Origin of the sequence: Syntrophus sp. (in: bacteria) (genome assembly GCF_040768185.1) — a bacterium.
GTDB lineage: Bacteria > Desulfobacterota > Syntrophia > Syntrophales > Syntrophaceae > Syntrophus > Syntrophus buswellii.
In genome coordinates, this window is the sequence record NZ_JAXGNC010000002.1 from 230,649 (window position 1) to 255,306 (window position 24,658).

The 24,658-nt window shown below is 53.3% G+C and carries 23 protein-coding genes; 11 read left to right on the forward strand and 12 right to left on the reverse strand.

The genetic code is table 11. The annotated features are described in order from the left end of the window. Window positions 1–11 precede the first annotated feature (11 nt). From AB3175_RS04015 to lysS, 8 genes are all read right to left on the reverse strand, one after another. Window positions 12–959, reverse strand: coding sequence for a Gfo/Idh/MocA family protein (locus AB3175_RS04015; protein ID WP_367359657.1), 948 nt, complete (start codon window positions 957–959; stop codon window positions 12–14). Between the two features lie 22 nt (window positions 960–981). Beyond that, window positions 982–1,755 carry an acyl-ACP--UDP-N-acetylglucosamine O-acyltransferase gene (gene lpxA / locus AB3175_RS04020; RefSeq protein ID WP_367359658.1) on the reverse strand — a complete coding sequence of 258 codons (774 nt, stop codon included), beginning with the start codon at window positions 1,753–1,755 and terminating at the stop codon, window positions 982–984. 38 nt (window positions 1,756–1,793) lie between these two features. Next, on the reverse strand, window positions 1,794–2,855 hold the full coding sequence (gene lpxD, locus AB3175_RS04025; RefSeq protein WP_367359659.1) for a UDP-3-O-(3-hydroxymyristoyl)glucosamine N-acyltransferase: 1,062 nt from the start codon (window positions 2,853–2,855) through the stop codon (window positions 1,794–1,796). Between the two features lie 60 nt (window positions 2,856–2,915). After that, entirely contained in the window at window positions 2,916–3,452 is a 537-nt protein-coding gene (locus AB3175_RS04030; RefSeq protein ID WP_367359660.1) for an OmpH family outer membrane protein, read from the reverse strand. 45 nt (window positions 3,453–3,497) lie between these two features. Next, window positions 3,498–6,149, reverse strand: a complete 2,652-nt coding sequence (bamA, locus tag AB3175_RS04035; RefSeq protein ID WP_367359661.1) for an outer membrane protein assembly factor BamA — start codon at window positions 6,147–6,149, stop codon at window positions 3,498–3,500. Then, entirely contained in the window at window positions 6,142–6,822 is a 681-nt protein-coding gene (locus AB3175_RS04040) for an ABC transporter ATP-binding protein (RefSeq protein ID WP_367359662.1), read from the reverse strand. The genes bamA and AB3175_RS04040 overlap by 8 nt, the downstream gene beginning before the upstream one ends. Window positions 6,823–6,899: 77 nt before the next feature. Next, a complete protein-coding gene (locus AB3175_RS04045) occupies window positions 6,900–8,174 on the reverse strand; it encodes a lipoprotein-releasing ABC transporter permease subunit (protein ID WP_367359663.1) in 1,275 nt (424 codons plus the stop codon). A 63-nt stretch (window positions 8,175–8,237) separates the two neighbouring features. Next, window positions 8,238–9,728, reverse strand: coding sequence for a lysine--tRNA ligase (gene lysS / locus AB3175_RS04050; RefSeq protein ID WP_367359664.1), 1,491 nt, complete (start codon window positions 9,726–9,728; stop codon window positions 8,238–8,240). 210 nt (window positions 9,729–9,938) lie between these two features. On the opposite strand from lysS, the gene AB3175_RS04055 reads away from it, so the two are divergent. Further along, window positions 9,939–10,358, forward strand: coding sequence for a single-stranded DNA-binding protein (locus tag AB3175_RS04055; protein WP_367359725.1), 420 nt, complete (start codon window positions 9,939–9,941; stop codon window positions 10,356–10,358). A 242-nt stretch (window positions 10,359–10,600) separates the two neighbouring features. Here AB3175_RS04055 and AB3175_RS04060 read toward each other — a convergent pair whose 3' ends face one another. Beyond that, window positions 10,601–10,786 carry a twin-arginine translocase TatA/TatE family subunit gene (locus AB3175_RS04060; protein WP_367359665.1) on the reverse strand — a complete coding sequence of 62 codons (186 nt, stop codon included), beginning with the start codon at window positions 10,784–10,786 and terminating at the stop codon, window positions 10,601–10,603. A gap of 149 nt (window positions 10,787–10,935) precedes the next feature. Then, window positions 10,936–11,787 (reverse strand): helix-turn-helix domain-containing protein, encoded by an 852-nt coding sequence (locus tag AB3175_RS04065; RefSeq protein ID WP_367359666.1) that lies wholly within the window; start codon window positions 11,785–11,787, stop codon window positions 10,936–10,938. A 185-nt stretch (window positions 11,788–11,972) separates the two neighbouring features. Here AB3175_RS04065 and AB3175_RS04070 point away from each other — a divergent pair, with 185 nt between their 5' ends. Continuing rightward, a complete protein-coding gene (locus AB3175_RS04070; RefSeq protein WP_367359667.1) occupies window positions 11,973–12,752 on the forward strand; it encodes an inositol monophosphatase family protein in 780 nt (259 codons plus the stop codon). A 30-nt stretch (window positions 12,753–12,782) separates the two neighbouring features. On the opposite strand, the gene AB3175_RS04075 is transcribed toward AB3175_RS04070, so the two are convergent. Both AB3175_RS04075 and AB3175_RS04080 read right to left on the reverse strand, forming a co-directional pair. After that, window positions 12,783–14,585, reverse strand: coding sequence for an ATP-binding protein (locus tag AB3175_RS04075; protein WP_367359668.1), 1,803 nt, complete (start codon window positions 14,583–14,585; stop codon window positions 12,783–12,785). Between the two features lies 1 nt (window position 14,586). Next, window positions 14,587–15,453 (reverse strand): HDOD domain-containing protein, encoded by an 867-nt coding sequence (locus AB3175_RS04080; protein WP_367359669.1) that lies wholly within the window; start codon window positions 15,451–15,453, stop codon window positions 14,587–14,589. A 553-nt stretch (window positions 15,454–16,006) separates the two neighbouring features. Between AB3175_RS04080 and AB3175_RS04085 the strand changes: the two genes are divergently transcribed. From AB3175_RS04085 to AB3175_RS04125, 9 genes are all read left to right on the forward strand, one after another. Then, a complete protein-coding gene (locus AB3175_RS04085; RefSeq protein ID WP_367359670.1) occupies window positions 16,007–16,348 on the forward strand; it encodes a cupin domain-containing protein in 342 nt (113 codons plus the stop codon). A gap of 41 nt (window positions 16,349–16,389) precedes the next feature. After that, window positions 16,390–17,328, forward strand: coding sequence for a glycosyltransferase family 2 protein (locus AB3175_RS04090; protein ID WP_367359671.1), 939 nt, complete (start codon window positions 16,390–16,392; stop codon window positions 17,326–17,328). Beyond that, window positions 17,318–17,770 (forward strand): hypothetical protein, encoded by a 453-nt coding sequence (locus AB3175_RS04095; protein ID WP_367359672.1) that lies wholly within the window; start codon window positions 17,318–17,320, stop codon window positions 17,768–17,770. Before AB3175_RS04090 ends, AB3175_RS04095 begins: the two co-directional genes overlap by 11 nt. Further along, window positions 17,757–18,914, forward strand: coding sequence for a DegT/DnrJ/EryC1/StrS family aminotransferase (locus tag AB3175_RS04100; protein WP_367359673.1), 1,158 nt, complete (start codon window positions 17,757–17,759; stop codon window positions 18,912–18,914). The genes AB3175_RS04095 and AB3175_RS04100 overlap by 14 nt, the downstream gene beginning before the upstream one ends. 82 nt (window positions 18,915–18,996) lie before the next feature. Further along, window positions 18,997–19,770, forward strand: coding sequence for a class I SAM-dependent methyltransferase (locus AB3175_RS04105; protein WP_367359674.1), 774 nt, complete (start codon window positions 18,997–18,999; stop codon window positions 19,768–19,770). 29 nt (window positions 19,771–19,799) lie between these two features. Further along, on the forward strand, window positions 19,800–20,621 hold the full coding sequence (locus tag AB3175_RS04110) for an ABC transporter permease (RefSeq protein ID WP_367359675.1): 822 nt from the start codon (window positions 19,800–19,802) through the stop codon (window positions 20,619–20,621). A 12-nt stretch (window positions 20,622–20,633) separates the two neighbouring features. After that, window positions 20,634–21,938, forward strand: coding sequence for an ABC transporter ATP-binding protein (locus AB3175_RS04115; RefSeq protein WP_367359676.1), 1,305 nt, complete (start codon window positions 20,634–20,636; stop codon window positions 21,936–21,938). Between the two features lie 11 nt (window positions 21,939–21,949). Continuing rightward, window positions 21,950–23,599: a hypothetical protein gene (locus AB3175_RS04120; RefSeq protein ID WP_367359677.1), complete on the forward strand. Its 1,650-nt coding sequence runs from the start codon at window positions 21,950–21,952 to the stop codon at window positions 23,597–23,599. 2 nt (window positions 23,600–23,601) lie between these two features. After that, window positions 23,602–24,330 (forward strand): hypothetical protein, encoded by a 729-nt coding sequence (locus AB3175_RS04125; RefSeq protein WP_367359678.1) that lies wholly within the window; start codon window positions 23,602–23,604, stop codon window positions 24,328–24,330. The last annotated feature ends 328 nt before the right edge of the window (window positions 24,331–24,658 follow it).

Genomic DNA, 24,658 nt, shown 5'->3' on the forward strand with positions numbered 1-24,658 from the left:
GGATTCGCTCTTCATCTCAGGCTTCTGCGGGCCGATTCAATTCTGTCGACAATGTTCAAAGCCACTTCAAGAGACTGGCGGCCCTCCTCCCCCGTCACGGGAGGCGGCATGCCGGTTTTGACGGCCCGGACAAAGGCCTGGATTTCTTCTTCAAGGGGGTCATGCTTCGGGATATTCAACGGATTCGCAACAATTTCGACTTTACCATCGGGAGACCGCCTCGTTCTAAGAGAGGACACCTCACGCTTGGCGCAGTCGGCGGAATGGTAACCATTCGTTTCAAAGAACCGGATCTTCTGCATGGTCTTGGCCGTCACCCTGCTGGCCGTCAGGTTCGCCACACATCCGTCGGCAAAGGTCACACGGGCATTGGCAATGTCGATCTTCTCGGATAGAACGGAAACGCCGACGGCAGCGACATCCGTCACCGACGACTGGACAAAATGGAGGATCAGATCCAGATCGTGAACCATGAGGTCGAGAACCACGTCCACATCGGTTCCCCGTTCGAAGAAAGGGTGAAGCCGGTGGGCCTCAATAAAGACCGGCTTTTTCATCACTCCTTCCAGCGCAACAATGGCCGGGTTGAACCGTTCCACAAAACCGATCTGAAAGGCCAGGCGTTGCTTCTCGGCCAGGGCAACCAGTTCATCGGCCTGCGCCAGGGTTTCCGTAATCGGCTTTTCCAGAAGCACATGAACCCCGGCTTCAAGAAAATCGTGCGCTACCGCGTAATGCGCTCCCGTCGGCACGGCAATGCTCACCGCGTCCACCCGCCCCAGGAGCCGGCGATGATCGCTCAGCGCCTCGCACCCGAACTGGTCCGCCGCCTTCCGGGCGCGTTCCGTCTGGCTGTCTGACGCACCGACGATTTCGACGTCTTCGATTCTGGCGTATTTCTGTAAATGGTAATTGCCCAGATGCCCGATTCCGACAACTCCCACCCGTATTCTGCTCATCCCTCTTTTCCCTGTCTCTGCGCTAGTGGCAGACGCCCCGTTCCGACGTCTGGATGAACTCAATGAAATTGCGCACCTCCGGTGTATCCGTTACGGTTGTCCTCACCCGTTCCAGAGCGGCCTCAAGCCGCAGAGGTGAACGGAAGATGATCCGATAGGCTTCCTTCAGAGCCGCAATGGTCTCCTTGCTGAACCCCCGTCGCTCCAGTCCGATGAGATTGAGTCCATAGAGTTTTGCGTGATTGCCCGCCGCCGTCACATAGGGCGGGATATCCTGAGTCACCGCAGATGCCCCTCCGATGATGCAGTGCGCCCCTATCCTCGTGAACTGGTGAATGCCGACCATGCCGCTGATGATGGCGTAGTCGTCGACATGAATATGCCCGGCCAGATGGGATGCATTGGAAATGATGATATTGTTCCCCAGTTTGCAGTTATGGGCAACATGACAATAGGCCATGATGAGGTTGTGATCTCCGATCAGGGTAACGCCTATATCCGCCGACGTGGCCCGGTTCACGGTCACATATTCACGGAACACATTATGGTTTCCGATGACAACCCGCGTCTTTTCCCCTTCGTACTTCAAATCCTGAGGATCGCCGCCCAGAGAGCAGAAGGATGAAATCCTGCAGTCCTCACCGATATCCGTATCCCGTTCAATAACGACGTGCGATCCGAGAATCGTATTTTTCCCGATGGTCACACCGGGACCGATTACGCTGTACGCTCCGACTTCAACACCCTCCGCCAGGCTGGCCTCGGGTGACACGACTGCTGTGGAATGAATCCTCATGGTTGATTTGTTTCCTCTTTTGCCTTAGCTCATGAACGTTACTTCTTTTTTTCCAGATGCTCACTGAACTGCCCTTCCAGCGCCTCCAAGCGCTTTAATGCATGGTTCAGTGTCGTGCGCATCTCCGGCAACCGTGGCACACAGGACATTGCTCTCAGCCAGGTTCGGTGGGGCATGCACGGCGAACCGGAAACGATGGAACGGGCCTTCACATCTTCATGAACGCCGCTCTGAGCACCGACCATGGCGAAATCACCGATATCCAGATGGCCTACGAGCCCCGCCTGTCCGCCGAGAATCACGCTTTGACCCAGGTGGGTGCTGCCGGAAATGCCGACCTGGGAAACGATGATCGATTTTTCTCCGATCACCACGTTGTGGGCAATCTGAACGAGATTGTCGATTTTAACGCCCCTCTGAATCCAGGTCCGGCCGAGGGTTGCCCGATCGATGGTCGTATTGGAACCGATCTCCACATCGTCATCGATCTGGACAATGCCGATCTGGGGGATTTTCAGATTGTCGCGCCCCGGATTGGCAAAGCCGAAGCCGTCACTCCCTACCACCGCACCAGCATGGAGAATGACCCGCCTGCCAATGAGGCATCGCCGGTAAACGCACACATTGGGGTAGAGAACGGAATCTTCACCGATGACGGCCTCGCGGCCGATAAATACGCCGGGATAGAGAACAGCCCCCGCTTCGATCCTGGCCCCCCGGCCGACGTAGACCCCGGGGTATACCGTGGCCGACGGAGCAATCTCAGCGCCCTCCTCAATCATCGCCCGGCCGCTGACGGCGGGAATTTCCTTCTCCTCCGGGTAAAACAAAGCCAGCAGCCTGCCGAGGGCTGCGTAAGGGTCGTCAACTTGAACCAGGTTTCTGCCGGGGCTTTCCGTGTCTCTGGAAACGAGGACCGCTGAGGCCTTTGTGGTCAGCAGCTTCTGTTCGTACTGCGCATTGGCGACAAAGGTGATATCTCCCGGACCGGCTTCGTCAATTCCCCGAACCGAGCCAATGAGAGCTTGATCATCCCCGACAACCGTTCCCCCCAGAAAAGAGGCGATTTCATTGAGCGTCTTTTTCACTTCCCCGTTCATATTCCTTTCTGGAACGGATTACTTTTCCATTCGTTCTTTCCGATCCTTCATCACCAGCCGTTACTTTTTCGGCTTGTAGGTCCGATCGAATTCTTCGATAACGCGCTTGGTCAAATCATTTTCCCTGGAGAAAAAGGGCACGGGAACCGATCCGACATCCAGGATGACCGTAAACTTCTCCTTCGTCCCGATGTCACTGATGACCTTCATGATCTCCGGCAGCAGAGTCTTGGAAAGCTCCTGGTCCCGTTTCTGCATTTCTTCATTGGCATCCTTGACCATCTGCTGATAATCGCGAAGCTTCTTCTGGTAGGCGTTTTCCTTTTCTCTCAGGGCCGCCTCCTTCAGGACTGAACGCTGCTTATCCAGATCTTCCTTGAGTTTTCTAAGTTCCGCCTCCTTGGCCGAAATCTGCGCCCTGTTTTTTTCAAAGGTCTTTTTTAATTCCTCAGAGGCCTTTTTCCCCTCCACGGAATTCAGCATAACCTCCCGAACGTCCACAAATCCGATTTTTTCAGCGGCCAGGGCCGCGGGTAGCGAACACAGAAAAACAAAACCAAAGACCAACAGCGAAATCCTCATAAGTTTATCTTTCATGAAAAAACTCTCCTTAACTGTGAAATAAACGGATCTGACCATCCCTTACATGAACATGCCGATGGTGAATTCCCAGCGGCTCGCCGGTTCGTCCTCCTCGCGGTCAAGCACATAGCCCCATTCCAGGCGGAGCGGTCCAATGGGGGAATACCAGCGGATGCCGACGCCCGCCGTCTGGCGCAGATCGCCAAGATCGTAACCGCTTTCCCAGGCATTTCCGGCATCAAAAAAGATGACCCCCTTCATCCCCGCATTCTTGATCAGCGGAAAGACAAAATCCACGTTGACGTTGAACATCGTCTTGCCGCCGATCACGTCGTCCTCCTCGTCCTTGGGCCCCACATCACGCAATCCGCGGAGCGAGTTGATTCCCCCAAGGTAAAACCGCTCATAAATGGGAAGCCTTTCGCCGCTGTGGGCCGAGATGTACCCCGCCCGGGCCCTGGTTCCCAGCACGGTTTCCAGCGGGAGAGGGAAGAACCAGGTGGAACTTAACGTGTATTTCGTGAACCCCACGGTTCCCCCCAGGGGACCGCCGGTATATTCCACCGCAATCGTGTTTTTCGATCCCTTCGATGGAAACATGTTGTCATCCGTCGTGTCCCGACCCAGCGACAAGGTCACTCCGCTCGTCGTGTTCTCGCCTTCCTGGTCCTTGACATAGTTCGAAGCGTCCCCATCGACGTTCGTGACGTCATCCAGCGAATACCGGTAAGCGATGTAGCCGTTGATCTGATATTGCGGCCAGAGGGGATATCCCAGCGTGACCCCCCCGCCCTTTGAATCCAGATCGTAGGAGTTGTATTCCCTCTCCAGGTTCCAAAGATCAAACTTGCTCCACAGGGGCATATCCATCAGGTAAGGCTCTATAAAGGACAGCTGATACAGGGTGGTTTTCGAACCCAGATTTGCCTTGAGGCTCAGGATCTGCCCTCTGCCGAAGAGGTTCTGCTGGGATATCTGCGCCGTCAGCATGGCGCGGTCCTGGGCGCTGTAACCGGCTCCCAGGCTGAGAAGGCCGGTCTGCTTTTCCTTGACCCGGATATTGACATCCGTTTTGCTTTCATCCGGACCTTTCTCCGTCTGAAAGTCGATTTCTTCAAAATAGCGCAGCCGGTTGAGGTTTGCGTAGCTCTTCTTCAGATTCGAGCTGTTGTAGAGCTCTCCCTCCTTGATGGCCAACTCGCGTCGGATGACCTTGTCCCTCGTCTTGGTGTTTCCGGTTATTTCAATGCGGTTGAAGTAGACATGCTGCCCTTTCGTAATATCGAACATGACATCCACGGACTGGGTTTTTTCCTGAGGGACCGTCCGGGGGCTGACATCGGCATAGGCATAACCCTCATCATTGCATGCCTGGGTCAGATAATCGATGTCCTTCATGATCGCTTCGCGGTCGAAATGCTCCTTTTTGGCGATTTTCAGCTTAGACAGCAGGTCCTTCCGGGAAACGGTCAGTTCGTCGCCTGTGATCTCAACCGTTCCGACGCGATACCTCTCTCCTTCCGTAATGGGAATCTTGACATAGATGCCCTTCCGGTCATAGGAAATTTCCGGTTCTCCGACCTTCGCGTTCATGAACCCATTGTTCAGATAAAAAACATTGAGTTTGGCAACATCCTGCGTGAGCTGTTCCCTTTTGAGTATCCCGGAATCGGTAAAGAAAGAAAGGATGCCCTTTTCCGTGGTGCTGAGCATGTTGCGGAGTTCTTTTTCCGTGTAGGTCTTATTTCCCTCAAAGCTGATCTTTTCGATAAACAGCCTGTCATGCTCCTTGATCCTGTAAACGACACGCATGTCCTTGGGTCCGGAAGATTCAATCCGATCCAGGACCTCGGCATTGTAGTACCCTTTGCTGTCGTAGAGCTCCTTGATCTTCTGGACATCGGCCTTTACCTTCTCCGCATTGAGAATCTGTTTGGGCTTCGCGCTTATGACCGCTTCAATGTCACTTCGGCTGAGCGCCTTGTTGCCCTCGATCTGAACCTCCGCGATCATGGCCTTTTCCTGAACGCTGAAGACCAGAATCCGGCCTTCGGAGGTGCTTTTCGTCTCCGCCGACACATCATTAAAATATCCCATCTTGTAGATGGCCTTGATGTCTGCTGAAACATCCTCCTCGGAAAAAAGGCTGCCCTGCCGGCTCTTCAGCACCTGTTCGATGGCGCTGGACCCGATCTTCCGGTTGCCCTGGATCTCGACCCTTGCGATGCGCAATTCCGGTGCGATCTTGAGAAGAACGGTCGATTTGAGCTCCGCCGCAAGCTTGTCGATTGCGCTCCGTTTCCCCTGGACAAACAGGGGCGGCAGGGCCGTTGACCGGCGGATGTCCAGAACCCGGATATCCGCACTGAGGCTTTCCCCGAATTCAGAAAGGCTTCCCAGAACGACATAAGCGGCGCCCGTCATGCTCCCGATCTTAAAGCCCAGGGCTTCGGTGACCGCCTGACCGGCCAGGGCGTCCGCAAAAGATTTTTCCTCAATCAGCTGGACATTTTTGGATTTACGGAATTCGCTGGACAGCTGCCGGGACATCGCCTCCTGCAATGAGGCCTTCTCCGCGGAGGTAAAAATATCGAAGGGCAGGACGGCAATGCGCGCCGCCTCTCCGGCGATGGAAATTCCTGCTCCCAGCAGAAAGGCTGCAAGCCCGATCACAAAGATTCCGCATATCACTAGAGATAGTTTCTTATGCACAGGCATATATTTCCCCATCCCGCAAGCCAATGCTTCGCGACATTCTGCCGGCCAAGGACTGGTTGTGGGTTACCACAATCAGGGTAATCCCCTTTTGCCGGTTCAGTTCCAGAAGAATATCTTCAATTTTTCGGCCGGTTTCCGTATCGAGATTCCCCGTGGGTTCATCAGCAAGAAGAATTTCCGGCTCCATGATCAGCGCCCGGGCAACGGCAACCCTCTGCTGCTCGCCACCGGAAAGTTCCGAAGGTTTGTGCGTCATCCTATCACCAAGGCCTACATCATGCAATATCGTTTCAGCCTTCGCAAGGGCGTCGCGCCGTGACATCCCGTGGATCAGGGCCGGCATCATCGTATTTTCAAGGCTGTTGAACTCGGGCAACAGGTTGTGAAATTGAAAGACGAAACCGATCGTCCGGTTTCTGAAGGACGCCAGCTTTTTTTCCTGCCAGTCAAAAACATTCAGCCCGTTAAACAGCACCGTTCCGGAGGTCGGCCTGTCCAGCGTCCCCAGGATATGGACGAATGTCGTCTTGCCTGCGCCGGAAACGCCGAGAATCGCCAGAGAATCCCCGTCGTCAATACTCAGATTGATTCCGCGAAGCACCTCGATCCGGCTGCCGTCTTTAACAAAAGTCTTCTTGAGATCATGAACCTGGATCACAACGCCCATCCCCGGAATCGTTTTCCGCCGCAACCCCTCGCCCTTCCGTCGTCTGCCCTCATGACCGGCATCCCCCCTGGTCGCCCCTATTCATTTCGCAGGGCCTCCGCCGGATCCAGCCGTGCCGCCCGGTAGGATGGATAGAGCGTGGAAAGAAACGAGATGATGAGCGATCCAATCACAATGACGGCGACATCCGTATAATCCACCCGGGAAGGCAGCTGGTTGAGATAGTAGACATCTCCCGGCAGAATCTTGAATCCGAAGAGCCGTTCGATAAAAGCGGACAACCCGGAGAGGTTGTGGGCCAGAGCCAACCCCCCCAGCATTCCCAGAGTCGTTCCAATCGTTCCGATCGTCACCCCCTGAAACACGAAGATTTTCATGATGCTTCGTGACGTGGCGCCCATGGATTTCAGGATTGCGATGTCCTTGTTCTTTTCCATGACCACCATGATCAGGGTGCTGATGATGTTGAAGGCGGCCACCAGCACGATCAGGCTGAGGATAATGAACATGACCCGCTTTTCAAGCTTGAGGGCCGAGAATAGATTCTTGTTCATTTCCATCCAGTGCCTGGCCCAGTAGGGGAAGCCCAGCTTTTTCTCGATGGTTCGGGCAATGACGTCGGCGCGATAGATGTCATCCACTTTGATCTCGATCCCCGAAACCGTATCCCCCAGGTTCAGAAATTCCTGGCAATCCGCCAGGGACACATAGGCCAGGGTGGAATCATATTCGTAAAAGCCCGAATCGAAAATGCCGACGACCACGAATTTCTTCATCCGCGGGACAAATCCCATCGGCGTGGAGACCCCCATGGGGGTGATGATATACACAGGGTCATGGAGGATCAGGCCAAGATTTTTAGCAAGCTCCTTGCCGATTACAATGCCGGGCGGAGCTTCCGCCTCCCCCGCGGCACGGTCGCGCGATTCCGTCCCCGCAAGGGCCTGGATGCTTCCCGCCTTCATACGCCCGAGATCAAGGACTCCGAAGGCGTCTTTCAAAGAAAGTCCCCTCAGAACCGCACCGCTGACGCTGCCTTCACTCTTGAGCATGGCCTGGCTGTAGATAAAGGGGGTGGAGGCCACAACCCCAGGCATCTCTTTCACCTCGCCCATGACCTGACGGTAGTTTTTCATCGTCCCCTGATATTCCATCAGAACGATGTGCGAATTAATCCCCAGGATCTTGTTGCGCAGATCCGTTTCAAACCCGTTCATCACGGCCAGCACGATAATCAGCGCCGCCACACCCAGAAAGATTCCCGCTATGGAAATAAACGTGATGATGGAAACGAAAACCTGTTTCCTTTTTGCGCGTAGATAGCGCAGATTGATGAAAAATTCATAGGACATTTTGTATAATAACCGCACCGGGTTGAAAAGAGATCTGCCGTTCAGGAAACGAAAGGCCGGATCTTATTCCACTCCCGGCTCTTTCCTCCGCATGTGGGGGAAGAGGATCACATCCCGTATGGACGGCGAATCCGTTAAAAGCATGACAAGCCGGTCAATTCCGATTCCCTCGCCGGCCGTCGGCGGCATGGCATATTCCAGAACCTGGACATAATCCTCATCCATGACGTGCGTTTCCTCGTTACCCTCTTCCCGCTCCTTGGCCTGCATGAGGAAACGTTCCCGCTGATCTTCCGGATCGTTCAACTCGGAGAAGGCATTGGCGATCTCCTTGCCGGCGATGTACAGTTCAAAGCGGTCGGTAACACCCGGATCCTCGACATTGCGCCGGGACAGAGGAGATACCTCGACGGGATAAAGGGTCACAAACGTGGGCTGCACGAGTTTCTCTTCCACAATCTCTTCAAAGATGGCGGTCACGAGTTTGCCCAGGGCGTCCGTATTCTTGACCTCCAAACCCAGCTGGCGGGCATAGGCATAGGCCTTCTCTTGATGCTCCAGGATTTCAGGGTCTATTCCACCGTAACGGAGGATGGAATCCTTCACCGAAATCCGCGTCCAAGGCGGAGTCAAATCGATCTCCATTCCCTGATACTGGAAATTCAGCGTGCCCAGAACGCGCTGCGCAACGGTAGTCAGCAGCTCCTCCGTAAAGGTCATCAGGTCTTCATAGGTCGCATAGGCCTGATAAAATTCCATCATCGTAAATTCCGGATTGTGAAAGGTGGAGATCCCCTCGTTGCGGAAATTCCGGTTGATCTCATAAACCCGCTCCAACCCCCCGGTAATGAGCCGCTTCAGGTAAAGTTCAGGGGCGATCCGGAGATACAGGTCCATTCCCAAGGCGTTGTGGTGGGTCCTGAAAGGCCTCGCTGTTGCGCCGCCCGCCTTGGGCTGCATCATGGGCGTTTCCACTTCCAGAAAATCCCGTTCGTCCATGAAACGGCGAATGGCATTGATGATCCGGCTCCGGGTCACAAAGACCTCCCGCACGCCTGGATTGACGATCAGGTCCACGTGCCGCTGCCGGTAACGGGTCTCAACATCCGTCAGACCATGCCATTTCTCCGGCAGCGGTCGAATGGCCTTGGACAGCAGCCGCAACTCATCCACCTCGATGGTCAGCTCCCCCGTTTTGGTTCGAATGGGCCTTCCGCCAATAAAAACGATATCCCCCACATCCAGCCTCTTGAAGAGGGCGTAGGCCGCATCTCCGATTCCGTTCCGGTGGAGATAGGCCTGAATTTTTCCCTTACGGTCCTGAATATTGATAAAGGCCGCTTTCCCGAAATTCCGGACGGCCATCAATCTGCCTGCCAGGGTGAACCGCTCATGAAGCCCCCCCAGGAGTTCATTATCCGCATCTTCGAATCGCTCCAGAATCGAAGCCGTCGTGTCGTCCACACGGACATCGTTCGGGTACAAATCAACCCCCTCGGCTTTCAGGGCGTCAATCTTCTCAATCCTTTTCCTAAAAAGTTCACTGTCTGCCATATCGTCACCAGAACACTGTTATAAAGCGAAGTTCACTATCGTTTTTTTCCCCGTTAGTCAAGAAGGTTTTGAAAACACAGGACAGATGCCCCGACCGTGACCTGCCGCTCACAGCGGCAGGGTTCAAATGAGATTGCTAATTCGGAGGTATTTGTGTATAGCAGAAACCATCTGCAGTTGACTTCGACAGGGGAGGATGACGGATATTCCATGATCAATAAAGCGATCTTAGTAGGCAGGCTGGGAAAGGATCCTGAAGTTCGCTACACGCCGGATGGCGCCATGGTTACGAGCTTCAGTCTGGCCACGGATGAACAGTGGAAAGATAAAAGCGGCGAAAAGGTTCAGAAAACCGAGTGGCACAACATTGTCACCTTCGGCAAGCTTGCGGAAATCTGCGGCAATTACCTGGCTAAGGGGCTGCTTGTCTATATCGAAGGGCGGATCCGCACCCGCGCCTGGGAAGGGAAGGACGGCGTCAAGCGGTATACAACGGAAATCATTGCCCAGGATATGAAGATGCTCAGCCCTAAAGGGGCTGATCGGGGTGAAAGCAGGAGCGCACCGGAAGGGCATTATTCGCCCTTCAACGACGCCTCGGCTCTGCCGGAGGATGATGTCCCCTTCTGACACATGCAACGGATTTCTTCACCCGGACACGCCGGCCGGCGGAGCGGCCCTCAGGCGGCAGACTTTCGGATTCCTATGTCGCCTGTACGGCGGCGCTCTGACCGCCTGCTGCCGGCTTTGATCTGAAACGGGAAGAAGACGACCGTGGAACGTTGAGGCGGGGCTCAGAAACCCTTACCCCCATTGCCCCGTGCCGGGAGGCGGCCGTTGTTCAGCCGGGCGGGGATATCCCGCAGGTGGTCTTATTTCGGCTCGATCTTCTTTGAAGGGGAGGTAACGTCAATTTCTTCAGGTTCGTTTGTTGCCTTCTTAAAGTTCTTGATTCCCTTGCCGATTGCGCCTCCGATCTCCGGAAGTTTGCCGGCTCCGAAAATGATCAGGATGATCACCAAAATAACCAGCAATTCAGGCATGCCAATTCCAAACATAGAGTTCTTTCTCCTTTACGCGTACATTCGGTTTTCCGCAGGAAAACGAATTCGCTTCATTTCATATGAACCATGATCATCAGCATAAAATAACATTTTATCGTTGTCAAACAGATCATGAAGTGGACAGGCCGATCGCCCGGCTTCGCTCAAGGGAGATTGAGGTGAACAACCTGCCCATGCCCCCCCAGATTTTCCAGCAGCCGATCCTGGAACAATACCCTGACACCCGCCGCATTGCCAATATCCAGGGCAAAGCGATCCTTGGCACTGAGGTCCAGCCGTTCTCCGGGTCGGAGCGTTCTTTCCGTGGTCTCCTGGCCATCGGTCCGGATCCGGAGCCAGGTCTTTTCCTTCGCTTCAATAATAAGCGTGTAGGAATTGGAGGTATGTTCACCAGCCTCCTGTAAGGGGGGCGTCTGAGCTTGTTCCGCTGGGGCCGCCTGGGGCTGAATGGCATCCGGTGCGGCCGGCAGGGGTTCCGCTGGAACCGGAGGTGTCGCAACCCCCTTGATAGCCGCCGTGCCGGCGGGCTCCTCTTCGGGAGAGGCCGTTCCTTCCAGCTTGCCCGAACCGGAATCCGGTAAAATCCGAATTTCATTGGTGTATGAAGCAAAGAGCCAGGCAAGGGCGCCGATAAAAAAAAGAACGGATACAATCAGGGCGAGACGTTTCCAGGAACGCTGTTGACCGGAAGGAAAGGTTCCGGTGAATTCCTTCTGAAGGATGGGAGGAGGCGCCTGTTCGCTTTCATGCTTGAAATAATCCAGGAAGGGCTGACTGTCCACCTGGAGAAAATCGGCATAATTCCGGACAAAGTTCCGTGTATAGACATCAGGCGGTAAAAGGTGGAACTCGCCCTTCTCCAGTGCGTCAAGGACCGAAACACTTATTTTCGTTTTTTCATGAACATCCTTCAATGAAAGCCCCTTTGCTTCCCTGACGGCTTTCAAGTCCGATACGAACGTTTTCAGTCCCTCATGAACCTGCTCTGCACTCATGGCACATCCACCTTTTTTCCTTACCTGAATCCAGGACCCATCCTGAATAACATCAAATGGAGAGCTCCGCAATACAAAGTTGCCCCCCATCGATCCGCCGGCATTAATCCTGGTTTTTTGTCTTTTTTGTGTGATAAGGGTTTTCGGCGATACGGAATCTGAACGATACAGGAGATTTTACTGGAATGAATCCATTTACCGAGTTTGCTGTTTCAGCGGCACGAAAAGCCGGAGAGCTTCTTAAAAGCCGTCTGAACACACCGCATTCCATTGATTATAAAGGAGTCGTCAACCTCGTTACGGAAGCGGACCGCATGTCCGAAGCGCTGATTCTCGATCTCATTCAGCGGCAATTCCCCGACCACTCCGTTTTGACGGAAGAGTCCCCGGAACGAGAAAGGGACTCGAGCTACCGCTGGATCATCGACCCCCTGGATGGAACGACCAACTATGCCCACGGCTATCCAGTCTTTTGCGTCTCCATCGCCTTGGAGCAGGATGGAAATATGATCGTCGGGGTTGTCTATCATCCCATGATGGATGAAATGTTTGTTTCAGAAAAGGGAAAGGGATCGTGGCTCAACGGTCAACGCATCTGGGTGTCGGACACGTCCGACCTTTCCCGAAGCCTCATCGCCACGGGGTTTCCTTATGACGTCAGGGAAAGTGAAAACAACAATCTGAATTATTTCAACTCGATGATCATGAAAGCCCAGGCGATCCGCCGCGCCGGGGCAGCCGCCCTTGACATGGCTTACCTCGCCGCCGGCCGGTTCGACGGCTTCTGGGAATTGAAGCTGATGCCTTGGGATACCGCAGCCGCCTCGCTGCTCGTCCAGGAGGCCGGGGGAATCGTCACGGATCTTCGGGGCCGGAACTTTTCATTGACAGCCCCCCACGTACTGGCATCAAACGGAAAGATCCATCAGCAGATGCTTTCCGCCCTTTCGGAAGCGCAGGAATAACAGCGGCTTATTCGGGCCACGCGGTTCGTGCTATCCTCTGGAGAGGACATCGCTGACAGCAGACTTCAAGGTCATGAGGGTGAAGGGTTTTGTAATCGCCTCCTTGAAACCGAAGTCCCTGAAGGATTGCACAATGGGGTCATTGGAATAGCCGGTCGCAATAATGGCTCGAACATCGGGATCAAACTCCAGCATTTTCTGAATGGCCTGTTTCCCGCCCATGCCCCCTCGAACGGTCAGATCGAGGATGACCAGATCGTAGGGCCGAGCGGTCGTTTTGGCGTCCCGGTACATGGCAACGGCTTCCTCCCCATTTTCGGCGGTAACCACTTCATAACCAAGGTGGTTCAGAATCTGCCCCATGACCTGTCGAACGGTTTCCTCGTCATCCATGACCAGAATCCGCCCCTGGGCACCGCCCGGTTTTTGATCGACATCTTTCAGGGAAAGAACCTTTTCTTCAATAGACGCCGGAATATAAACGGTAAACCGGGTCCCTCTGCCGATTTCTGTCGAATAGGTGATCAGACCTTCATGCTTTTTGATGATGGAATGGCAGATGGCCAGCCCCAAGCCCTTTCCCTTGATATTGCCGAAGGACTTCGTCGTAAAATACGGATCAAAGATTCTGGAGCGGTCCTCTTCCGGAATGCCCTTGCCGTGGTCCTCCACCGACCATTCCACATAGGCGCCTTCCTTGAGCGCAGGATTTTCTCCTTTCATGATGCGGATGTTTTCCGCCCGTATGGTGACGATTCCGCCTTCGGGCATGGCTTCCCGGGCATTTCTGACCAGATGGAGAACAACCTGCTGCATCTGTCCTTCATCGATCAGTGCAGGCCACAGATTTTCTGGAAATTCAAAGGAAGACTGGATGTTGGAACCGCTCAGAGCAATGCTGGCCGATTCCCGGAGAAGACGATCCAGCATGTGAATCCTCTTGAGCGGCCCTCCTCCCTCGGAAAATGTAATCAGCCTTGAAGTCAGCTCCCGGGCCTGGATGCAGGCCGCCTCCGCTCGGCTCAATTCGTTGAAAATCTGGTCATCTTTCTTGCTGATCATTTTCACCAGGGTGATGGTCCCCATGATCACGGCCAAAAGATTGTTGAAATCGTGGGCGATTCCTCCGGCAAGAATCCCGACGGACTCAAGTTTGTGGACCCTGGTGATTTCCTCGTCGATCCGTTTGCGGTCCGTAATGTCATGGATGACGGAACACAGATGCAGCTGTTCATCGATATGGATCGGGCCGACGTACACTTCGACATCCCGGACCTGGCCATCGGCCAGACGATGCTGGGAATAAAAGTGATTGCTCGTGAACTCACTCTCCCGATTTCTTTCAAAAAACTCCTGCACCTCCGTCAGCGTATCGATATCCGTCACCTTCATCCGCCTCATCATTTCCCGGCTGCAATGGTAATATTGGCAGGCCGCGGGATTGGCATCGACAATGAGACCTGTTTGGGGATTGGTCAAGAGGATGACGGTATGATTGTTCTCAAAGAGAGTCCGGTATCGTTCCTCGCTTTCCCGCCTTGACGCTTCCGCAATCTGGTACTTCCGGATCTCTTCGGAGAGCGCCAGGTTGGAATTCTCCAGTTGAACCGTGCGCTCCTGAACTCTCTGCTCAAGGTGTTTTTTCAGGATTTCCAGTTCGGAATTCTTTTTCCTCCATTCGTTGAGCATTTCCACATATTTTAAAAAGACGCTTTCATTTTCCTCTTGCGTCAATATATTGTCATTCTCCAGGTGCCTCACCCGGATGGCCATATCCTCAATCTGGCGTTGCAGAGCCTGAATCGTTTTATCCTTCGACTCGGTTTCGTTCATCTCAGAACCATCCGTCCTTTTTCATCTGTGCAATCTGCGCTTCCACTTCATCCATGATAATTTCCAGAGCCCGTTCCTTGATCTGGAGCCGATTCAGGCAGAATTCATAAGCAGGGACATCGATCAGGCTTGTTTCTGAAAATCCGACCTTTCGCAGCTGGCAGGCGCAATTCGCAACATAAACCGTGTCGGCCATCAGAAGAGCGGGGGCCGCATCTCCCGCTTCGGTGCTTTCCGCCGTTCCGATGACGCGGCATAACTCCTCGGGAAAGTTCCAGTTTTCCGCCAGCATTTTCCCAATGTCTTGATGGCAATAGCCCAGAACATCCCGTTCGGCTGAGAGCAGATCGCTTTCAGTTTCTTCCTTCGTCGCCAGAATGGAGAGAAATTCGTCATGCAAAAACTTTTCTTCCACGATAATCCCGATGTCATGAAGAAGGCCGGCCGTGTACACCCCTCCGCCGCTTTTTCGAAATTCGCGCCGGTAAAGAAGTTTACCGCAAAGGGCAACCCCGATGCAATGCTCCCAGAGCGCCGTCCGGGAATAGCCGTATGTCTTCCTTCCATTGTCCTGGAAGAGCTCGAAAAATTTCTGATTGAGGGTCAGTTCCACAATGGCGTCAAATCCGACGAAGATGATGGCATCCATGATGCTCGCGATACCCCGGCGCATTCCGTATAACGCGGAATTGGCCCGGCGGAGCACGTTGGCGGACAGGGGCGGGTCTATTTCGATGAGATTTTTCAAGTCCGTGACGCTGGAATCAGGATTATTAATGACTTCAATAAGTTTAACCAGGGTGGTTTTTAAAGAGGAAAGGTTTGACTTGTTGACGAGCAGCAGCACTTCTTCAAGGGATTTTGACATAAGCTTCAAATGCTCCGTTTAGAGTCATGGAAAGGAATGCCTGACACTCCCAAGCTAATCGAAACCCCTTCCTATTTCAAGGGAAATTGTCCCCTATCATGACATTTCTTATCAGCATTTTAATCTATTTCTTCTTTTCTCAAGACCACACGTAATCAAAAGGGAAGCGAAAGCTGCCTCCACCGCGAAAGGCAGCGGCGGCAGAAAGGCCGTTCGGCGGAACGTGCCACGCAGGCCTCTACATCGATGAAATATCCGTGCCGGTCACACCATCTATGCTCTCTCCGGAGCTTTCCCGCTTCAGGCGTTTCCGGAGGCGTTTTTTTTCTTTTCTTCATCACCGAAGCCCGCAGAAGAGGATCTTCGCCATAGTTTACCCTTTCAAAACCTTCAGTCCTCCCAGGATGGCAAAGTGGAGCTTATCTACATGATATGCCCTAAATTCTCAACATATTGTGTCTGTGTTACGGAAGTTTTTCTGATGAGAATGGATCGTTTCTTGACAGCCTTTCCTTAACTGTTGTATATCACTGCATTCTACGAGGAGGAACTCATGATTGTAAGACATCTGAATGACCCGGAAGTGCTTCAAACGACATATCGTGCCCATGGCGGCGGCATCGCCCGGATGATTCTGACCAGCCATTTCATGCAGGGCATTGAATTTCTCGCTTATGCCTATTTGCCCAAGGGGAATACGCTGGAAGCACACATCGATCCCGTTGAAGAGATCTACTTCATTCTTCAGGGCGGCGGGTTGATGCGTGTAGGCGATGACGAAAAGAGCGTAAAAGCCGGTGACGCCGTCTGGATCCCCGCCGGAGATCTCCACAGCCTGACCAACAACTCGGACGAAGACACCGTGGTCCTGGTCGTCGCCGCTTATCCACGTTGAGCCCTGAAGGGATCCGGCCATTGTCCGCCCGGGAACTTCAAATGAAACATCCAGACCGCCCTGAAATCAGCGTCGTCATTCCCGCGCACAATGAAGCCGCCAGTATCGGCGACATTGTCAAGCGCTCCTCCATCGTCCTGGAGGCCTGCAAATTATCCCATGAAATCATCGTGGTTGACGACGGCTCAGAAGACGATACGGGCGAAAACGCCAGGTCCGTCGGCGCCGAAGTGATCCGCCACCCATATCCCATCGGAAACGGAGCAGCCGTCAAGACGGGCATCCGCAATACAAGGGGAAACATCCTGGTCATGCTCGACGCGGACGGGCAGCATGCCCCGGAAGACATCCCGCGTCTGCTGGAGCGGATGAACGCCTACGACATGGCAGTGGGCTCCCGCGATCGCCATTCAGCCACCCCCCTGCACCGGGATTTCGCCAATGCCGTTTACAACAAGTTCGCATCCTACGTATGCAAAAGGAAGATTGACGACCTGACCTCAGGATTTCGCGCCATAAAGGCGGTCATCGCCCGTGAATTCGTCTCCCTGCTGCCCAACACCTTTTCCTACCCGACGACATTGACTCTGGCGGTTGTGCGCTCCGGCTACAGCCTGACTTATGTCCCTATCACCACGGCCCGCCGCATCGGGAAAAGCAAGATCCGCCTTTTCAGGGATGGAGCCCGATTTCTTCTGATCCTCTTAAAGATCGCCACCCTCTTCTCTCCCATGCGGGTCTTTCTCCCGGTCAGCTTCTTCATGTTCGCAGCGGGGCTTGGATATGGTCTCTTCAGAATTTTGACTCTGGACGGACGCTATGGCCCCACCTCCGCCATGCTCTTGACCATGTCCGTGGTCGTCTTCATGGTGGGGCTGGTTTCGGAACAGGTGGCCCAACTCCGGTATGAACGCACGGATCACCGGAGCCCCCCGCGACAACAGCATAATACGGGAAAGGAACAAACCCATGAGCCTTGAAGAATCCGCCCCTCCCCTTGTCGAAACCATTTCTTCCGGGCTGGAGCCCCTTGCCCTGATCATCCGGGCAGAATATGACGAACCGGGCATCCGGTTTTTTACGCCTCCCACCTTTTCCCAGCAGGTGGCCTGCATGAAACATCCCCCCGGCCATACAATCGCTCCCCATGTTCACAACTTCCTCTTTCGACAGGTCATGTACACCCAGGAAGTCCTGATTATCCGGCGCGGCCGGATGAAGGTGAATCTCTTCTCTTCTGAGAGGGAGTTCATTGCCTCCCGGATTCTGGAAAGTGGAGATCTCATTCTGCTGTGCGGTGGAGGACATTCCTTTGAAATGCTCGAGGAGACCTCGATGATCGAGGTGAAGCAGGGGCCGTATGCCGGCGAGGAGGATAAGACACGTTTTGCAACCAGGGAGACGGACAATGATTCCCGTTAATGAACCTTTGATTGGAGCAAGGGAGGAGGAATACGTTCTGGAATGCCTCCGTACGGGGTGGATTTCCTCATCCGGTCGCTTTATTGAGAGGTTTGAAGAGGGATGGGCCACGTATTGCGGACAGAAATTCGGTATTGCCGTGAGCAACGGAACGACAGCTCTGCAGGTCGCCGTGGGCTGCCTCGGTCTGAAACCGGGGGATCTGGTTATCATACCGACCTTCACCATTATTTCCTGCGCCCTGGCCGTGATTTACAACGGGGGGATTCCGGTTCTTGCGGATTGTGACCCGAGGACCTGGTGCCTCTCCCCTGAAGGGGTTAAAGAGGCCGTGGAACGGGAAACAAAAAAAGGAAACGGCCACAGGCTGAAAGCCATCATGCCCGTTCATATTTACGGTCATCCCGTGGACATGGACCCTCTCGAAGAGTTGGCGGAGGCTTATTCCCTGGCGATCATTGAAGACGCCGCCGAGGCCCATGGCACGGAATATTTGAGCGGGCGCATGGGAAGCAGTCCGGCATGGAAGCGGTGCGGTGGACTGGGCGACCTGGGCGTATTCAGTTTTTATGCAAACAAGGCCATTACAACCGGTGAAGGGGGCATGGTCATCACCAGCAACGCAATCTTCGCCGAAAGGGCGCGTAATCTGCGCAACCTCTGCTTTCTCCCGGAGCAGCGTTTTCTGCATACTGAAGCCGGCCATAATTTCCGCATGACAAATCTCCAGGCTGCCATCGGGGTGGCGCAACTGGAACGGATAGAAGCCATCCTGGAGAAGAAAAAGGCCATCGGTAAAGCTTATTGCGAGCACCTGAAAGATATCCCCAGCCTGCAGCTTCCCGTTGAAGAGCCCTGGGCAAAATCGATCTACTGGATGTTCGGGATCGTACTCCACGAAGATACGGACATGAATGCCTCACAAATGGCACAGCGCTTGCGTGATAAAGGCATCGATACCCGGCCGTTTTTCCTCGGCATGCACGAGCAGCCCGTTTTTCAGCAGATGGGGCTTTTCGGGAACGAACACTATCCCGTTGCGGAGCGGCTGGCCCGCAGAGGGCTTTATCTGCCTTCAGGACTGACGCTCACGGAATCCCAGATTGATGAAGTTGCGGAAGCCGTAAGAGATATTTTGAGTTGAAACTCTGCGCCAACGGCAGATAAAAGACGGATCCTGGATCACGGATCCTAAAAGATTTTATTGTTTTCTTCCACATTTTGCCATGGGCAGCTCACCTTTTCAGAAAGACTATGCGGAAGCTTATGATATCCTCTATCAGGACAAGGATTATCCGTCCGAGTGCGATCTTATCGAAGAGATCTTCAGAAAATTCGCAGCGGGCAAGGTGCGGACAATTCTCGATCTGGGCTGCGGAACGGGCAATCATGCCATTCCACTGGCCTGCCGGGGATACCAGGTCACCGGGGTCGATCTCGCGGAAGACATGCTCCAGCAAGCCAGGTCAAAAGCGCAATTTCTGGCTCAAGAGCAAATAACCTTTCTCAGGGAAGATCTCCGCCGGTTCTCAATGCCCCGAAAATTCGACGCCGTCCTCATGATGTTTGCCGTATTGGGTTACCAGACAACCAATGAGGACGTTCTGGCGGCCTTGAACTCCGTCAGCCGCCACTTGAATCCCGGAGGGCTTTTCATCTGTGACGTCTGGTACGGTCCTGCCGTCCTGAGACAGAGGCCGGAGCCCAAGGAAAAGATCATCAGGACTGGAATGGACGAGATTATCCGGAGCGCATCGGGAACCCTGGATCCTTTTCGGCATCTCTGCGAAGTCCATTATCGCCTGAAGCACTTGAAAAACGGTCAGGTTCTCCAGGATACGGAAGAAAAACACACCATGCGCTACTTCTTTCCTCAGGAATTAGCCTTTTTCATTCGGCAGGCAGAAATGGAGCAAATCCACGTCAGCCATGTCGGGAATTTATCCCGTCCGCCAACGGAAGAAACCTGGAATGTCCTTGTAGCGGCAAGGAAATCGTAGCGGCTCGCGGATTGGTCATTCATGAAACTATGAATACAATTATCATTGAAGCAGGCCGTACGGAGAAAAATTACTGGGCCGACCTCTGGCATTACCGGGAGCTGTTTCTGGTTCTGGCATGGCGTGATGTCTCCGTGCGCTACAAGCAGACCCTCATCGGAATCCTCTGGGCATTCCTGAGACCTCTGCTGACGATGATTGTCTTCACGGTCATCTTTGGTCGAATCGCCAGACTTCCCAGCGACGGAAACACACCTTACGCTGTCATGGTCTTTGCTGCCATGCTGCCCTGGTCACTTTTTTCGAACTCCCTGACGGATTCGGCAAACAGCCTCATCAGCAACACAAACCTGATCAGTAAAGTGTATTTCCCCAGGCTTATCATTCCCGCAGCCACCCTGATCACATCCTTAATAGATTTTGCCATCAGTTTTGTCATTCTGATCGCAATCATGATCTATTATCACATTGTTCCCGACTGCCGCATCCTGCTGCTGCCGCTCTTCATCATTATGGCCCTGCTGGCCAGCCTGGGGCCCGGCCTCTGGATTACAGCGCTCAACGTGAAGTACCGCGATTTTCGCTATGTCATCCCCTTTGTGGTTCAATTCGGCCTTTACATTTCCCCCGTAGGATTCAGCAGCAACGTCATTCCGGAAGAATGGCGGCTGCTCTACAGCCTCAATCCCTTAGTCGGGGTCATAGACGGATTCCGCTGGTGTCTCCTGGGAGGGGAAAGCTCTCTCTATCTGCCCGGCCTCCTGCTCAGCCTTACGATCATCACCCTCTTCCTCTGGCTCGGCATCTCCCGTTTTCGCAGGACGGAGAAAACCTTTGCCGACCTGATTTAGGTTCCAAGGATCATGTCCGACATCGTCATTCGGGCCGAAAGGCTCGGCAAAAAATATATCATCGGCCACCAGGCTCAGAACGGCTCTTATCTGTCGCTGCGTGATGTGCTGATGCAGAACGCCAAAAGCCTCTGGAACAAGACCAGAGATCTTCTCCGTGGGAATCCCGTCATCCAGGGAGATGCCATGGAAGAGGTCTGGGCGCTCAAGGATGTCAGCTTTGAGATCCAGCGCGGAGAAGCGGTGGGCATCATCGGCCGCAACGGAGCCGGGAAAAGCACGCTGCTGAAGATACTGAGCCGCATAACCGAACCTTCGGCCGGACGGGTTGCCATTGACGGCCGGGTTGTAAGCCTGCTGGAAGTGGGTACCGGGTTTCACCCGGAGCTGTCCGGGCGGGAGAATATCTATCTGAACGGCACCATTCTGGGGATGACCCGGAAAGAGATCAAGCGTAAGTTCGACGAGATCGTAGCGTTTGCAGAGGTGGAAAAATACCTGGACACGCCGGTCAAGCGATACTCCAGCGGGATGTACGTGCGCTTGGCCTTCGCTGTGGCCGCTCACCTGGAGCCTGAAATCCTGGTGGTGGACGAGGTTCTGGCGGTGGGGGATCTGTCTTTCCAGAAGAAATGCCTTGGAAAAATGGAAGACGTTGCCAGAGGGGGCCGAACCGTATTGTTTGTAAGCCACAACATGGGGGCAATTCAGATGCTTTGCAGAAAGACCATGCTTCTGAAGAACGGCAGCCTCGTCATGATCCGCGATTCCGGAGACGCTATTGCTCAGTATCTGTCCGACAGCCGGAAGGATCGCGAGGGACAGATAAGACTGGCCCCAACGGGATCGGATGCATTTTTCACGGGGATTTCCATCCGGAATTCGTCAGGAGAGATCTGCAGTGAGATCGACGTCTCCCGGTCCTTAACGATTTCATTTGAATATAAAATCCTTCGTCCTATTAGAGGCTTAGAGGTTTCTTTTTCATTGTTCAACCAATGCGGCTCCAAAATTTTCTACTGCCCCCAATCCACTTCAATCCGTCATCATAAAAATGAATACCCCCCGGGGGAATATGTCGGTTCCGTTGAAATCCCCGGAAATTTTCTGGCACCGGGAAACTACACAATCACGGCCGGAATACATCAGCCCAACATTCAATTGTTTGATGGAAGACAACATGTCATTGGCTTTCAGATTGTTGAGTGCGGATCTCAGCATTATGCCTTTGGTGGACAGGACATAGGATCTGTGCTTGTTGATTTTCCGTGGATGATTCGTTGCCTGTCTGACGGTGAGAATGTATCGTTCAACTGAGTGCAGATCGCATGACCATCATGAATTTATCACTTTTGCAGAAGACGTTGAACGATGCTCTAAATTATTGGCTTTACGGAAGTGTTTCTGCGGACACTTTCAGGCATTCGCTTGTTGAAAAATGTTTCCTTCGTGTCACGCCTCTGCTGGACTGTGTAAAATCCTTTCAGCTTTGCGGAGTGGCTCTGAACATCCAGAATCTGCAAATCTATCGAGGACATGTATCATCTCGACAATATGCAGAAACATTAGCTGTTTTTTTTCAAGCCTGGGAGCGGCATATTCCCAAGACGAATACCAGCCAGACGACTGCCTCTTCAGGAAAAGATTACGCTTCATGGTTCAATGAGGGCGGATTTAAGCCTCATTACCTTCCTGTGCACATGCTCCATCGCATTCTTGATGAAGCGGGCGGGATCTTTTTCAAAAGGGCAATTGTTCACGGCAGCGTTGCCACACTGGAGGATACCATCGGTTTCAGTGATATGGACTTGGCATTTGTCGCAAAAACATCCGTACTCAAAGACCCGGCAGCCTTGCTGCGGCTTCGCAACCTGGCAAGAGAAATATTGACACTGACTTATGCCTTTGATCCCTTCATGCATCACGGCCCTTACTACATCCCCGAAATTGATTTGGCATGGTACCCTGAAGCCATGTTCCCTTCAATACTCTTTGGCTATGGAGTTGATTTGCTTGAACAAAACGATGCTCTGGAGATCTGGGCACGAGATTCCACCGATGTGTCAGATCAGATGCTGGACCTGTTTAAAGATTTCTTTCAGAGACGGGCTTCCAATCCGAACCCATTAAAAGACAGCTTTGACATTGAATGGGTGTTAGGAAGTGCCATGCTCTTGCCAACCCTTTATTACCAGAGACTTACAGGCGCCTTTCTCTTCAAGCGAGATTCTTTTCCGCGAACAGAACCCGACTTTTCTCCCGAAGAATGGGAACCCGTCAGAACTGCGACCGATGTGAGAGCAACACTGGGACCGCGCCCCAGACCCGATCGAACGCTCCTGTGGGCTTCACGCCTGCTCCGCTGGCCCTTTCTATTGCAGGAGTGGGCCAAAGGTCATTCTTCTAGTGCGCAACGGGCTCGGGAAGTACAGCATAAAATCGGCATGGATTATCCCGCAAGAGTTTTAAAGCTGCTTGAAGCAATGCAGCAACGCCTGACGCCTGAACGGACGGAATCCTGCCGGAGCTCAGAAGGAAACGTTATCCAGCAGGAGCCACATTCCTTGAGCAGCAATTTATTCCAGGGATTGGCCAATGGCCCTTTTATCGACATCCCGCGGAAAATGGTGCTCTCAAGCTACACCAGAACCGCCGATTATCTCGTCAATCATTGGGGAAAAATGCTCAAGCCTCCTGTTGCAATCTACCAGATAGGCCGTATCGCCGCCCCAGGGATATCCGATCTTGATTTCATCCTGGTTTATGGGGACAACACCATCCAGGATTGGCAGCAATACCAGCCGGAGTCCTTTCCGGAATGGATCCGATGCCGCTTGACCCATGCGCCTATATCTGCCCCGAAAGCTCATGGGCGGATCTTCCTTGCTGGTACCCCATCTTCAATATCAGGCATCTTTGGGGCGATACGTTGGCACCGCCGTCAATGCCGGACGGCGATGCTGCAGGCGTATACTTAGGAATGCTGGTTGATTATCTTATTGTTAAAATACCCGCTGATATCCTCTGGATTGCGTGGACCAAGCCGATCAGGCTGCGCATTTTGCTCTGCATGCTCCATAGCCTTCAATATACATATCAACTGGCGGAAAAAGCCAATCTGCCGGTTCCGGATGACTATAAGGAGTATGTGTCGCGTATTGACAATTTGAGGGCTACCTGGTTTGATCTCCATCAGGAGCGTTTTGCTATGCTTGAGGAGCTCACAGAGAGGGTCTGTGAGCTCGCCGGTTACCTCATTGCACTCGTCGATCAGGTCCTATCAGAGCAGGCCTCATCAAGCGGAACATCACCATCTGCTCACGGCAAAAGCGATTCCAGGTGCGTCTCACCTTGGCAATACAAAAATGCGCTTAATATCGCAGCCGCATCGCGATGGATTTCAGATGCCATTGATTGGCCAAATCCCGCCAGCTTCCAGAATGTCCTTTCTCTATATGCATCTGTTTCACCTGCCTTGAGAGATTATCTGGAAGCACAGGGGTTTAATGTCAGGAGTGATTGGAATGGAGGGCCCTGGGGAAAAGGCCTTAAGCTCCATGCCAAGGCAATGGTCGATTACGCTGAAAAAGCCCTGGCAATGGGGATTCCTCCGCAGAAATATATCGCGCTGGGCTATCCGGGAATAAACACGAACCGCCCACTTCAGCTGAAAAGGAATCTTTCTAAACTCATTAAGATGTTAAGATAAGAAAAAAAGAATGTTGAATGAAGGAAACGTCGTCATCAACTGCGGGAGAAACACGCCACCTCAACATGGATCGTACAAGGGTTCTCATTTTAAGGCCGGATAACATCGGTGACGTTTTGCTGTTCACCGGGGCGCTCCGGCACATCCGCAATCTTTATCCTGAAGCGCATATTACACTGGCCGTGCAGGCACACATTGTCAATCTCGTCGAATTATGTCCTCACATCGACGCCTGTGTTCCTGTTGATGAGCTAACGTGGCGGGGGAAGGTTGAACATAAGGGCTTCACCGTGAAACCGGAAATGGAACGCGCCATCACCATTGCCAA